The organism is Nostoc sp. (assembly GCF_036919495.1).
In the GTDB taxonomy this organism is placed as follows: Bacteria; Cyanobacteriota; Cyanobacteriia; order Cyanobacteriales; family Nostocaceae; genus Nostoc.
Genome location: NZ_JBALBZ010000014.1, coordinates 20622 through 35720 on the forward strand (window position 1 = coordinate 20622; position 15099 = coordinate 35720).

Genomic DNA, 15099 nt, shown 5'->3' on the forward strand with positions numbered 1-15099 from the left:
TCCGGCTAAAGACCAGGGCTATTTCATTCTCATCTAGCCCGCCTCAGAATAAATCCTGAGACTAATAGCAAAAGTCGTTTAAAGACTACTAATAAAGGGTTTTAGTCCACTTTAGTGGAGTTGGGCTATGAGCCCAGAACTTTAGTTCTGGGCGGTTTATGTCTACAACGAAATAGCCCTGGGCTAAAGCTCTTATCATTTAGAGCGTAGGGGAAAAAGGCTTTTCCGATTTTTGCACAGATTAATTCTTTGGAGACTGCGCTTGGATTAAGCAATTTCTTAATGTTTTGGCTAACAGCTGTATATGCGGCTCATTAAGTAGGCCAAGGTGAGATCCGGGAACATAATGGATATCTAATCCTCCAGCAACTACTTCGCCCCAGCCGAATTGAGGATCGTATTGTGTGCCTATAGCTTCGTCTCGGTTTTGATCCTCTGTTCGCAAGAGGATAACTCGACCAGGGTAAACCGGGAAAATATATTCACTAACGGCTTGAGTATTAGCATCTATAATCTTTAAGTGCTTGTCACTTATAGGTATATCTAATGCCGCTTCCAAGTAACGGTTATATGTATTTTGGAGCAGAGACTTACGCCAATAACTCCATCTCACAACCCTTTGCCAAAGGTAGGCTGGCCCTTGTTGAACAATATTATTTAAATGCAAGAAAACTCGCTTGAACAATGACGCGCGCCAGCTATAACCTCTACGGCAACTATCAAGTACAACTAGAATACCAACTTGTTCGCCTTGCTCTCGCAGTTGCCTAGCCATCTCGAAAGCAACTACACCCCCAAAAGAATAACCTCCCAGGAAATAAGGGCCATTGGGCTGAAGGGTCTGGATTTCTTGAATGTAGTGAGTTGCCATGTCTTCAACCCTTGTATGGAAAGGATGTTTTCCATCTAGCCCTTGTGGTTGTAGTCCATAGAATGGTTGATCTGGCCCCAAATGCCGTGCCAATTCACGGAAACACAAGACTTCTCCACCCAGTCCATGAATACAGAAAAAAGGTGGCTTGGAACCATTGGGTTGAATTTCTACCAAGGATGACCAAGTTGTTCTTGATTTGTCTAAGGTATTTACTAAAGTCTTCTTGTTTGCTGCTAAATCATCTTGGCAGATTATTTTGGCTAGAGCCTCTACAGTCCCTGACTGGAAGAGAATGGCAAGAGGCAGATTTTTATTAAATGTCTTCTCAATTTGCCAAAACAGTTTTACTGCTAATATCGAGTGTCCTCCTAGCTCAAAGAAGTTATCGTTGACGCCAATAGGCTGGACACCTAAAGTTTGTTCCCAAATCTCTGTTAGCTGACGTTCTACCTGATTGCGGGGAGCAACAAAGGTGGCTTCCGATTCTTGCCTTGATAAGTCTGGTGCTGGTAAGGCCCGGCGGTCTACCTTGCCGTTGGGAGTTAAAGGCATGGTGTCCAGCAAGACGAAAGCCGAAGGGAGCATGTACTGTGGGAGCTTTGTTAAAAGGAAACTCCGTATATCACTAATTGTAGATGCCCAGTCTTGATTTGGGATAATGTAAGCTACTAAACGTTGATCGCCAGGAACATCTTCACGGGCAATTACTACGGTTTGGAGTACATGCGGGTGCTGGGCTAATACCGTCTCAATTTCCCCTAGCTCAATGCGTATCCCACGGATTTTAACTTGATGATCTCGGCGACCGAGAATTTCTAGGGAGCCATCTGGACGATAGCAACCGCGATCGCCTGTATAATAAAGCCAATCTTGTTCGTCATTCCGATAGAGGTTTTTGACAAACCGAGAACGGTTTTCTTCTTGAGCATTTATGTAACCCAAAGTACGGAATGGCGTTCTCATAACGATTTCGCCTGGTTCACCAATGCCACACAGTTGGTTATTTGGTGTTAAAACTAGTGCTTGAGTTTCAGGGAGCGGCAATCCTACTGGCTGTATCCCTGGTGTACACTCCACAGGTATTTTGTAATAACACTTTGCCAAAGTTGTCTCTGTCGGCCCATAGAGATTGACAATTTCACCTGATTCTGGAAAAGTATCCCGCCACCGATATACCAGTGTTTCTTTGAGAGGTTCTCCAGCAAAGAATAACCAGCGTAAGTTACGAAGATAGACTCCTGACGGCACATTAGCCAACCATGATTGCGCCAGCGATGGAACTGTGTGCAGCACAGAAATTTGCTCATGTTCCAAGTAATTCAGAATTTTAGTTGGTTCCAGGTTATGCCCTTCTTCTGGCAGACACAGGGTTGCACCACTTGTCAAAGGTAAGAAGATATCTCTAAGAACTACATCAAAGGAAAGACCAGTCAATTGGGCTACTCGGTCTTGCTGACCAATTTCAAATGTCTGCCTCTGCCAGTTGAGAAAATGCGCCATCCCTTTGTGACATCCCAGCACTCCCTTGGGTATACCAGTAGTGCCAGAAGTAAAGAAAATATAAGCTGGATCATCGGCACTGATTTCAGGCAAGTTTAGTTCTTTACTGATGTCTTGGGGGGAATTTATCGCTTCTCCTGTATCTGGGTTTACACTGATGATTGTTAAAAATTTGTATATTTCTTTATCTTCTGAATGCTGACTCTCTATATATAAGATATATTTAGCTTTAGCTTCCTTTAACATGAGCAAGTGGCGATCGCTAGGAAGTTTCGGATCGAGAGTCAGTAGAACACCACCACTCAAAAGTACAGCGTTCATACTCGCAATCAGTGCAAAGCTTCGTGTCCCGAACACGGCTACAACATCTCCCCGTTGGACTCCGTAAGACAATATCACCCCCGCTAAAGCTTGAGCGCTTTTGCCTAATTCCCGATAATTCCAAGTGCGAGATCCTTGACGGAGTGCCGAATGTTCTGGGGTGCGATTTACCCAAGAGGTAAACATTGTTGTTACCAATTCGTACCGAGGTTCTGGCAAAACCGCCCTTGGTTCTGGTAGCAAAGTTCTGGCTCCTGGTGTGACAAGAGAATACAAACTAATCTGGCATTCCGTTGCAGCAACGATTTGATTTAACAAATGATGGAATTGATTCAGCATTTCCATCATCCGCTCTGAAGCAAACAGATCAGTGTTGTAGACTAAATCAAGTTGGATTCCCTGATTTTTTTCTGTCACATACAAAGTTAAGTCGAACTTAGAAGCTGTTTCTAACATCGAAACTGGTTCTATAGCCACCCCAGGTAGTTCCAGTTGGATATCCTTTAAATTGAGCATATTAAACCACACTTGAAACAGTGGGTTACGGCTGGTATCTCGCTCTGGTTGCAGTTCTTCTACCAATTTCTCGAAAGGCATATCTTGATGGGCATAAGCACCTAATGCCATCTGGCGAACTCGATTTAGCACTGAACGAAAACTAGGATTGCCAGAAAAATCAGTCCGTAAAACGACGGTATTAATAAAAAATCCGATCAACCCTTCAATTTCAGAACGGTTACGTCCAGCAATAGGAGAACCAATGAGAATATCTTCTTGCCCACTGTAGCGGTGCAAGATTGTCCCAAAGGCCGCCAGCAAGGTCATAAATAGGGTGACACCTTCCTGACGCGAGAGTTCAATGAGCGATGCACTCAGAGTCTGCGGTAGCACGAGGGATTGAGCCGCCCCCTGGTAAGTTTGCACTGGTGGCCGTGGTCGGTCGGTAGGCAATTCCAGTACAGTATTAGCGCCTGCTAACTGGGTTTTCCAGTAGTTTATTTGGCTAGAGAGGACTTCACCCGATAGCCATTGATGCTGCCAGACAGCAAAATCGGCATACTGAATGGGTAATTTTGCCAAAGGAGAAGGCTTACCGCTCAATAAGGCTTCATAAAGGGATGCTAACTGCTGCCAGAGAATGCCCATTGACCAGCCATCGGAAGCGATGTGGTGCATTACCAACAAAAGTATCTGCTCCTGTTCGTCTATCTGGAGCAAGCAAGCTCGCAACATTAAGTCAGATTCTAAGTTAAAAGGGCGTTGCGACTCTTGATTTAGTAGAGATTGTACCTGCTCCTGTGTTAGTTTAATTATTTTGAGTTCAACTGGCCGAGGCTTGCCAATAACTTGTATAGGGCTACCATCCGGTGATGTAATAAAGTTTGTTCGCAGTGCCTCGTGGTGAATAACGATCGCATTTAGTGCCTGTTGCAATATACTCGCGTTGAACTCGCCCGTTAAGCGCAGTGCATTGGAGATGATATAAGCTGGGCTGTTAGGTTCCAACTGCTCCAAAAACCATACTCGCTGCTGGGCAAAGGATAAAGGGACTGACTCGCGGTTGGCTATTAGGGGAATAGTCTGGTTTTGAGGATCATTTTCTTGAGTTTGGGTTTGAGCCAACGCTTGAGCTAAACTAGCGATCGTTGGATTCTCAAATAGGATTTGCAACGGCATTTCTATCTGAAAAGCTTGGCGAACCCTAGACATGACTTGCGTTGCCAGCAGTGAATGGCCTCCCAATTCAAAAAAATTGTCGTGAATACCTACTTGTTCCAAACGCAAAACTTTTACCCAGATGCTAGCTAAGACTTCTTCTGTAGCATTTTGGGCTGGGACAAAGTTAGTTGACAGACCAAGATCAGACGTATGCGGTGCAGGTAAAGCGCGGCGGTCTATTTTGCCGTTGGGGTTTAATGGCAGGTTGTCCAAAAATACAAATGAGGCAGGCACCATATATTCAGGCAACCGACCTTGTAAAAAGCGACGCAATTCAACCTGACTAGGAATTTGCTCTGGGTTGGTAACAATATATGCTGCAAGTTGCTTGTCACCAGGAACATCCTCTCTAGCTATTACTAAAGTCTGTCTTAGTGCCGGATGTTGTCCTAATATCGCTTCAATTTCTCCCAATTCAATTCGGTAGCCACGAATTTTCACTTGGTAGTCAATACGACCAAGGAACTCAATATTACCGTCTGGTAGAAAACGTGCCAAATCCCCAGTTTTGTAAAGACGTGCCCCAACTTCAGAACTAAAAGGGTTGAAAATGAACTTCTCTGTGGTTAATTCCGGACGGTTAAGATAGCCTCGCGCTAAACCAATCCCGCCAATGTGCAGTTCACCTGATTCACCAACAGGCACAGGCTGCAAATTTTCATCAAGGATGTAAATCTCTGCATTAGTAATGGGGCGACCAATGGGAGCAATGGTATAATTACTGCCGCGCTGACAAGTCCAGAAAGTGGCATCAATGGAAGCTTCTGTCGGGCCATAGCAATTATGGAAAACATTATCCAAATTCAGTTGGACAAAGAAGCGTTCTATTAGCTCGCTAGGTAAAGCTTCACCACCGCAGGTAATATGCTTAAGAAATCGGCAATTCTCAATTCCCTTCTCTTCCAGTAAGACACGCAGTATAGAAGGTACTAAGGCCAAAACAGTGATTTGCTGGTCAATAATCACCTTCACCAGGTAAGCAGTATCTTGCTGTCCACCAGGGCGGGCCAAGATCAATTGCCCCCCGAAGCACAATGGCCAGAATATTTGCCACACTGAGGGATCGAAGCTAAAAGAAATACTCAGTAAAACTTTATCTGCTTGAGTTAATCTAAAGTTTGTTTGTCGCCAGTATAGTTGATTGCAGATACCACGATGAGGGATCATTACACCCTTGGGTTGTCCTGTAGAACCAGATGTGTAGATTACATAGATCAGGTTATCAGCCGTCGTTTGATTTACAGGATTTTCTTGAGTGTTTTGGGTGTCACCTTGCCAGTTTGAGTCTAGACAAACCACTTGCGCCTGATGCGGTGGTAGGTTCTTGACCAATTTCTCTTGGGTCAACAATACTGGTGTCTGGGCATCTGATAAGATGAAGGCTAAACGCTCTGGGGGATATGCCGGATCTAAAGGCACATAAGCGCCTCCAGCTTTGAGAATACCCAGTATTCCTACGATCATCTCCAAAGAGCGCTCCAGGCAAATCCCCACAAGGACTTCAGGCCCAACTCCCAAAGTACGTAGGTAGTGCGCTAGTTGATTCGCCTGCTTATTTAACTGTTGATAAGTAAGTTGTATATCTTCAAATACTAAAGCGATCGCTTGAGGCGATCGCTCTACTTGCATCTCAAATATCTGATGGATACACAGATAATGATCAACTACTTGAGTGTTATTACATGCCTCTAGAACTTGAGTGCCGATGATGTGAGTTAAGGTATTTAACGGGATATTTTGCTTATACTCTGGAGTCTGGCTATTTCTCTGCATTTTTTATATATCAACTCCATCAACAAATGCGATTATTTTAATTTATTATTTATTGTAAATGTTTTTATAGAAAATTATCTGTGAGTCTGCATATTAATAAATGCCCTCAAGATACAAGCCTAGTAAGGCTTAAGGGCAGTCCATGCGCTAAATCGTTCTGGTTTGCACTACCCAGGCTAATTATATGTATCTTCAAACATAATTGATACTTAAAACTCTAGCTAATAAATTTTTATTAAACATACTAATTGCCAATATTTTACCAAATATTTTATTCCTAACTTAAATTTTAAAACGCGTTTAAATTTAAAAAAATGTTTGATTACATTATTGAGGTACATTTAAGGACAAGCATTTAATCTCAAGATTTTTGTTTACTTTAAAAATTCTTTTTTATATAACCCTCTATATGGTTCAAATACAATGACTGAAAAGAGTTTATCTTTTTCTACAAAATTTTGCTGAAAGAAAAAGCAATTATTACCCAATCTTCATTGTGTTTATTCAAATGTAAAAATACTGTAAAGCCAAAGAATTGATTCTCTGTAAGTAGGTAAAAATGTCTATAATGCAGATATTACAAGACTGAACAGATATCAACCACTGTTGATATTACTTTATGACCAATTCTCTAGAGATGCCCATGAAACTTACTCAAGCTCAAGCACGACAGAAATTTATGTAAATTTTTGTAACGATAATCAAATTTTTGATGCATTTTGTTATATGTTATGTCTGTAAGTTTTGTTAATCAGTAATTATGCGTAAACAAACAGACAACTTCTACGGAAAGCTGAATTAGTCATAGCTAAACATGCTACAGTAATTCCCGAAGGCATATCATTGCCTACCTAATAGAAGTAAAAATCTGCAATGAAACTGGAGTAACTCAGTTCAAATCTTACGCAGCTTAAAAATCCTTCCTAATATTTTTATCTTAGCTACTTGATTACCTGACTACTTTATTATTTACGTCAGGGATTTTATTCTGCTATTAAGTTAACACTCATTAAAAAATCTTTGTTTTGGCATCTAAAGCTCAAAATTTCCAGGCTAAACTGCATTCTATCCTGCAATAAAAGCGAGGTATCTGGGTAGTTACTGCGCTCAAGCGACTCTGAAAAATGTTTTTGATAAAGAAAGAATTTAAATTTAAAGTTAGTGCAAAGAAAAATGGTTAATTAGTAGGCTATAAAGTCCATGTTTCTTTGAAAAAAAGTATGAGATTTCCCACAGCGTTAATATAAGCTTCCATCGAATTTTAAGTACACCAAATCTTTATAACTATGAGTAATCAAAGCATTACAACAAGTAAATTCAATGAAGTACCTTTAGATTTACGTGCATCTTCATTTGCCAGGGTACGCAAGGGTTCCTGGTGGTTGAGATTAACAACATTGTTTTTAGTAGACTATACTCTTTTATCCTTGGCTTGGGTTATAGCTGGATATCAATCTTCTTATGGGCATTTTGGTTCGTATATACAGAGCCATTATTTGGCGATTCTAATAACTATTGCTATTCAAATAGGCTCATTAGCTATCGAGGGTATTTATCGAGAAGGTCAAAAACGCTATGACTATTTCAATATTATAAAATCGCTAACTTTTGCTCATGGATTAATACTCCTAGTTTGTCTTTTATATCAGCCAGTCATTGATATTACACGCCCAAGATTAATATTATTATCTTGGTTGCTAAGTATATTGTTTGTTTGTACTGGTAGATATGCTATAAATATTACACTTGAATACCTGCGTAAACAGAAAAAAATAGTTCGTTCTTCTATCTTCATTATTTGTGATTCTCAAGACCATGAACTGATAGCTAGCTTTATAAAAAAAGAAAAGCATTATATTGTATCTGGAACTGCTAAAGCTAATTCATTAGATAGATATCAGCGTCAAAAAACATTGAATCAACTTAATGAATTAGGTGTAACAGAAGTTTTTATATCTTGGGATGCTCTCAAAAATAGAATGTTTTTATGCTGGTTATTTCAAGCATCAGGCATCCAAGTACATATTTTGCCGATGGAATTAAAACCAATTTATAAAAACATAGAATTTAATAAAATAGGGGGAATGCCTTGTCTAAGTTTGGATTGTCCAATAATTACAGGGAAAGACTTTTGGATAAAGCGTACTTGTGATTTTTGCTTTGCGACTTTATTTGTAATGTTATCATTCCCTATTTATATAGCTATAGCTATAGCTATCAAACTGGACTCTCCCGGCACAGTATTTTACAAACAAACCCGTATAGGTTTACATGGGCAACAGTTTAAAGTATGGAAATTCAGAACTATGAGATCTGATGCAGAAAAATTCCAAAAAGAATTAGAAGCATTAAATGAAACGAAAGATGGGATTATCTTTAAAATTAAAGATGATCCTCGCATTACCCGTGTTGGAAAATTCCTTCGACGTTATAGCTTAGACGAATTACCCCAACTTTTTAACGTTATCCTTGGAGAAATGAGTATAGTAGGACCTCGTCCTCTACCTATTAGAGATGTAGATAAGTTTTCTGAACATCATTTTATTCGCCATGAAGTTTTACCTGGGATTACAGGCCTTTGGCAAGTCTCAGGTCGCTCGGATATTTTGGATTTTGAACAAGTGATAAATCTTGATCTTAACTACATCGAAAATTGGTCGCTTCGATTAGACTTTGAAATTCTCCTCAAAACAGTTATGGTAGTTTTGAAAAAAGAAGGTGCCTACTGAAGTCAGAAACAGAAAATAATAGCAGACAGCAATAATTATAATAAATATATTGATACAATTATTGCTGTCTCCAGTAGAGCTTCTGTTTTTCACCCATTAAATAAAGTCAGCCAAGTAAGGTTAATTAGTAATTTAAGAATGGTATAAAAGCACTTTGCAAGTAATAATTATTAGCAATACATTAGGAATCTTGGGAGGTGTATCATTAGTTTTGCAGTATTCAGTTACTAGATACAGTTTGAATGGCAATTATTAATGACTATTCTAGGCTTTGGAGCCAGTTTTGTTGATTTATCTATACTCGCCTATTTTAATTAGATTTATCGTAAGTAAGTATTGTCATGCTACTTATATTCGTAATTATGGGAAAAAATTAGTTTTTACTTTATATTCACTACTATTGATTCCTTTTTTATTTGTGATTTATCTAGCTATTAGTGCGTTCGGCGAGTTTCGTTTTTTGTAGATCAAACTTTTAAGAAAGCCAAAAAATTTTAAGATAAAATTTTACCAGTAAAGCATCCAAACAAATTTATTGAATAAATAGTTATACCTGATCTTATAATATTAATTATGAAAGTTGCGTTACTACACTTTTCCTTTGAAGACTATACCATCGAATTAGCAAACAGTCTGGTCAAATATGTTGATCTAACGCTAATTCATCCACAAAAAGTCTCAGATGTCTGTATCGATGTTATTGATCCAAGTATCCGCGTCATTAGCTTTAAAAAACCACGGATTCGCAACCTGGGCAACCTATTCTCTATGGGCGCTATGATGCATATAATCAAAGACATACAGCCAGATGTTTTACATGTCCAAGAAACTAACGATCCTTGGTACGATTGGACTTTGTTACTCAACAAGATGCCACCATTGGTGACAACTATGCACGATATATTTCGTCACCCAGGTGATAGTATGTCTGTATTCGGTTCAGAGTATACCAAGCGTATTGCTTTCTACCGTTCCCAACAATTGATTGTCCATACTCATCAACTAAAAAAGATTTTAATTGAACAATTTAGTTTACCTAAAGAGCGAATTAATATTATACCGCATGGGGAACTTGGTAGTTTGTATCAGCGCCGGAGTAATTACAAGAGTCAGCCTCGCGATCCAAATACATTACTATTTTTTGGACGCATCTGGCCCTATAAAGGATTGAAATATTTGCTTGAAGCTATGCCTTTAATTGCTGAACGTGTACCTGAAGTAAAACTGATTATTGCTGGACAAGGAGAAAGCATTAAACAGTATTTCCCTGATGGCTATAATGAGAAACGCTACGAGATTATCAATGACTTTATACCCCTTGAAGAAGTAAGTAATCTATTTCAACGAAGCGCAGTAACAGTTCTGCCATACATAGAAGCTTCTCAAAGTGGAGTAGCAGCCTTATCTTATGGAATGGGAACACCGGTTATAGCCTCTGAGGTAGGGGGATTAAGTGAGATAGTTCAGCATAAAAAAGATGGGTTATTAGTTCCTCCCTGTGATATTCGATCCTTAGCTGATGCCATAATTTGTTTATTAAGCGATCGCGACTTGCAACAAAGCATGCAAACTGCTGCACTAGCTCGTTGCCAGGAAGATTTAAATTGGTCAAATATTGCGGCTCAAACTGTAGAAGTTTATGAAAAAACCATAAAAAAGAGACATTAAAAACGCTGACTCATTACATGGCATTTAACGAACATAATAATTAGAAATTTCAGAAAAAAGTATTTGCCAAAATCAACTGATACTAGCAACCAGTGATGCCTGACTTGCTTAATATATTTTCTATATGTATACATGATGATACATATTATAAAAAATGAGAAAATTTTTAATCTCTGCTGAACAAATACTTACATTCGCTTGCTTGATGATCTACTCAGGAACTCCACTAGATGCTTTTTTAACGGATGGCTATACTGTAAAACAGGGTGATAGAATTATATTTCGACTCCTTTTTACTTTTACATATATATTTAGTCTTTTCTTGATTACTTTACGCTGGAAGAAGGTTGCTTACGTTTTTAGTAGAGATAAGTTCATTTGGATATTGATTGGACTTTGTGCTCTTTCTAGTTTTTGGTCTTTAGATCCAGACACTACTTCACGTCGCGCTATTGCTCTGGTAGGAACAAGTATTTTTGGGCTTTATTTAGCTTCACGTTACACTATAAACCAACAACTGAAGTTATGTGCATACATGCTTGGCATCACAGCAGTAATGTGTTTTGTATTTGCTATATTGATGCCAAAATATGGTTTTTCAGGCGGTCTTGATGGAAATACTTTGCGAGGAATATTCCCAACTAAGAATGTTCTTGGCAAGAGATTTGTACTTAGTGGAGCAATATTTTTCTTCCTTGCCATGACTAGTAAAGAAAATCGCTTGTTTTTATGGTTTGGCTATATTATTTCTGGATTACTTGTATTATTATCAAAATCAACAACATCTTTAGGTAATTTTATAATCATTACAGGTGCTTTTCTCATATATTATCGAATTTTAAACTTAAAGTATAAAGTAATGATACCTATTGTAACTTTTCTGCTAACACTTGGTATATCTTTCTACGTTTGGTTTATATCATATGCTGATACAATTTTAGGGTCAGTAGGTAAGGATACAACACTCACGGGACGTGCAGAATTATGGCCTGCTGTGTTGCAGATGATTGCCAAAAAACCGTGGCTGGGATATGGGTATGGAGCATTCTGGGGAGAGAAGGGTGAGTCTTCTATTATTGTACAAACCGTAGAATGGAATGCTCCTACTGCTCACAATGGTTTTTTGGATCTCTGCCTAGCGTTGGGTCTATTAGGAGTTTTGATTTTTCTAATTGGGTTAGTTATTAATTTCTTAAGAGGAATATATTTAATCCGATGGAATCAAACATCTGAAAATTTATGGCTTTTAGTTTATCTTACCTATATTATTTTTTCAAATCTAACTGAAACTACATTATTAGACCAAAATAGCCTGGAATGGATACTTTATGTATCAGCAATATTATCAAGCAAACTTTCTACACGCACAAATTTGGGCGTTGCATAATAGATCCAAATCTGTAGATATGCTTAAACACTTAGTTCGTTTACTACTTTATTCCTTGAGGTATAGAAAAATACCTGTATTTAGTTAATTTATCCCGCATTTATGCAACGCCGAAAATCGATAGGCTTACTGGAACTCAATAAAAAGCTAGGGAGCCTTTTGAATCTGCTAAAATCAAACCTTAACTTGTGATTTAGCTGATATATTAATCAAACGATAGACCAAGCATTCAAAAATTACAGCTAATGTGTCGAACTAATAGTCTCAAGATTATCACATTAAGTTCTAGCTTACTCCCACAGAGTGTTATTTTCGGTTATGAGAAACTGTCATGGCTGAAGAGAAAATTGATTATCTTCTGAGATAGAAGCCGAGGAGCAACGCAGAATGAAGAAGATCCTTGAGTGCCAATATCAAGCTCCAAAACTGTTAGAGGCTGATGATAAAATTTTGCAAAGCTAGTAGTTACTTTAAATTTCGGAAGGAACTAAATTTGTAACTTAATATAGTCTATACTATTGTCAGTATTGTCAAATCGCATCATTCTTGTCAGTTGCAGTGGTTTGTGCATTCTCTAAGTAAAGCAATTTTTAGTTTCTTGCTTAAAACCTGTACTTTTGAAGATTTATGTCAAAAAAATCTATGGAATCTAGAGAATCTATCGATTTAGACCTTAGTCGTTATTTATTGATATTAAAACGATGGTGGCTACCTGCAACTGCGATATTTGCAGGTACAGTTATGCTCAGTGCTATAGCTATACAATTTATGAAGCCATCCTATGAAGCCGAAGGAAAACTTTTATTTAGAATTCCTTCTTTTAAAGTAGTAGGCTCCAATCTTTTGCCTACTAACACTGAAGGAGGAGATGCAGGAGATTTAAAATCCCTGCTAGCAACTCAAAATCCTATAAACACTCAAGTAGAAGTTATTTCTTCACCTACTATATTACAGCGAACAATAGACAAACTAGGGCTTAAAGACCAAGAAGGTAAACCTATAGAGGTAGAGCAATTACGGAAAGCCGTGATCTTGAAAATAGTTAATGGCACAGATGTATTGCGAATTAGCTATACCAGCCATGATCCTGAACAATCAGCGGCAGTGGTCAACACAATCATGAATCTTTATTTAGAAAATGATATTTTGACAAATCGCTCTGAGGCAGCAGCAACTCGTCAATTTATGGCCAAGCAGCTTCCTAAAACTCAAGAGGCTGTTAATAATGCAGAAGTAGCCCTACGTATATTTAAACAGAAGCATCAGATAGCTGATTTATCAGAGGAGACAAAGTCAGCCGTTGCAACTATTGGAAATCTAGACAATGAGATGAATACTGTTAAGGCTCAACTGGATGAGGTAAACGCCCAAACCAATGAACTGCGCCAGAAAGTAGAGCTAAATTCTCAAGAAGCGATCGCGGTGAGTGCCCTCAGTCAATCACCCGCAGTACAGGGAGTTCTTACACAACTTCAAGATACTGACCGACAGCTAGCGATAGAGCGTAGCCGTTTTCTAGATGACAACCCCGTAATTATTAACTTAGAAGCAAAGCAATCTAGTTTAAAATCGCTCCTGCAACAGCAAATTGGTCAGACTGTTGGTAATCAAACACAAATTCCGCAGAGACTATTGCAGATTGGAGAACTCAGACAAAACCTGATCCAAAGTTTTCTACAGTCAGAAGTACAGCGCTTTGGTTTAGCTAAAAGACTCTCCTCTCTATCTAATTCCCGCTCTGCCTACGAGCAGCGAGTAAAAATCATACCCCAGTTAGCACAAAATCAGCGGGAGTTAGAACGGAAAGTTGAAGTTGCAGAATCCACATATCAAACTCTCTTAAAAAAGGTACAAGAATTACAGTTAGTTGAGAATACAAATACAGCCAGTTCGCGGATTATTACTCCGGCTTTAGTGCCAAATAAGCCAGGAACAGGCAAAAAAATTATCGTTTTATTGCTAGGAGTGATGTTCGGTTTATTTTTGGCTACTACAACTGTTCTCTTCCTAAGCATGAGAGATAGATCGTTGAAAACACTTAAGGAAGTCAGAGATGTATTTAGATATACGTTGCTGGGAATTATTCCTTTATCTGTTAAAAAAGTTCGTCGTGATTCAAATGTAGAACCAAAAATTGCTGTCAGAGATACGCCTTACTCTTTAACTAGCGAAATGTACCGAATGATTCAAGCCAATCTGAAATTCCTGAGTTCAGATAAAGTGCTCAAAACTATAGTGGTAACTAGCGCAGTTCCTAAAGAAGGCAAGTCTACAGTTTCAGCGAATTTGGCAGCAGCGATCGCTCAACTAGGGCGTAAAGTTTTACTAATTGATGCAGATATGCGAGTTCCTTCTCAGCATCATCTTTGGCAGCTAACCAATGCAGTTGGTTTAAGTGAGGTTCTTGTAGGTCAGGCTGAATTTGACGTTACTGTATCTAAGGTAATGGATAATCTTGATGTCTTAACTGCTGGGGTTAGACCTCCCAACCCACTGGCTTTGCTTGACTCGAAACGCATGGCATCATTAATTGAAAATTTTTCATCTCAACATAACTATGATTTTGTAATTATTGATGCTCCTCCCCTCCTTTTGGCAGCCGATGCTTTGACTTTAAGCCAAATGACTGACGGGATTTTGTTAGTAGCTCGACCTGGGGTAGTTGATTCTAACAGTGCTAACGCTGCTCAAGAGATGTTAGAAAGATCCAATTACAACGTATTAGGCTTAGTCGTGAATGGAATCATTGATAAAAATGAATCTAGTAGTTATTTATATCACGATCATGAATATTTTAAACCAACGAAGTTGACAAAGGAGTTTCAGCGACTTGCGAAAAAGTAAAATTTTCAAAGGTTAGGAACTACGCTAATAGATATTAATAAACCACGAGCCTAATTCATCTGGCTGAAGAGGTAGGGGAGCAAGGAGAATTGCTTGCTGGGAAAAAAATATTGAAATTACCCTGCCCCAAGGGTTTCAGAGCAAATAAACTTATGCCAAAAATTAAAAATATTTATTTTGAAACGCAATACGCAAAAAATAATGCGTCATTGTTTCAAGCCCCTGCATTTATGTACGGGGTTCTCTCTCCAGGAATAACTGCCCTTTTCCTCTTCTTTAATAGT

The 15099-nt window shown here is 38.7% G+C and carries 5 protein-coding genes; 4 read left to right on the top strand and 1 reads right to left on the bottom strand.

Features of this window, described 5'->3' with window-relative positions; translation table 11 throughout:
- Positions 1-241: 241 nt before the first annotated feature.
- A complete protein-coding gene (locus tag V7K25_RS01425) occupies positions 242-6187 on the bottom strand; it encodes an amino acid adenylation domain-containing protein (protein ID WP_335154414.1) in 5946 nt (1981 codons plus the stop codon).
- A gap of 1286 nt (positions 6188-7473) precedes the next feature.
- Between V7K25_RS01425 and V7K25_RS01430 the strand changes: the two genes are divergently transcribed.
- The 4 genes from V7K25_RS01430 (at position 7474) to V7K25_RS01445 (ending at position 14815) form a co-directional block, all read left to right on the top strand.
- Positions 7474-8916, top strand: a complete 1443-nt coding sequence (locus tag V7K25_RS01430; protein ID WP_335154416.1) for a sugar transferase — start codon at positions 7474-7476, stop codon at positions 8914-8916.
- Positions 8917-9489: 573 nt separating this feature from the next.
- Positions 9490-10584, top strand: coding sequence for a glycosyltransferase family 4 protein (locus tag V7K25_RS01435; protein ID WP_335154418.1), 1095 nt, complete (start codon positions 9490-9492; stop codon positions 10582-10584).
- 154 nt (positions 10585-10738) lie between these two features.
- On the top strand, positions 10739-11971 hold the full coding sequence (locus V7K25_RS01440; RefSeq protein WP_335154420.1) for an O-antigen ligase family protein: 1233 nt from the start codon (positions 10739-10741) through the stop codon (positions 11969-11971).
- Between the two features lie 627 nt (positions 11972-12598).
- Positions 12599-14815, top strand: coding sequence for a GumC family protein (locus tag V7K25_RS01445; protein WP_335154422.1), 2217 nt, complete (start codon positions 12599-12601; stop codon positions 14813-14815).
- Positions 14816-15099 lie beyond the last annotated feature (284 nt).

Coding starts and splice junctions, on each gene's coding strand:
- V7K25_RS01430 (WP_335154416.1), top strand. CDS start 7,474: ATGAGTAATCAAAGCATTACAACAAGTAAATTCAATGAAGTACCTTTA.
- V7K25_RS01425 (WP_335154414.1), bottom strand. CDS start 6,187: ATGCAGAGAAATAGCCAGACTCCAGAGTATAAGCAAAATATCCCGTTA.
- V7K25_RS01435 (WP_335154418.1), top strand. CDS start 9,490: ATGAAAGTTGCGTTACTACACTTTTCCTTTGAAGACTATACCATCGAA.
- V7K25_RS01445 (WP_335154422.1), top strand. CDS start 12,599: ATGTCAAAAAAATCTATGGAATCTAGAGAATCTATCGATTTAGACCTT.
- V7K25_RS01440 (WP_335154420.1), top strand. CDS start 10,739: ATGAGAAAATTTTTAATCTCTGCTGAACAAATACTTACATTCGCTTGC.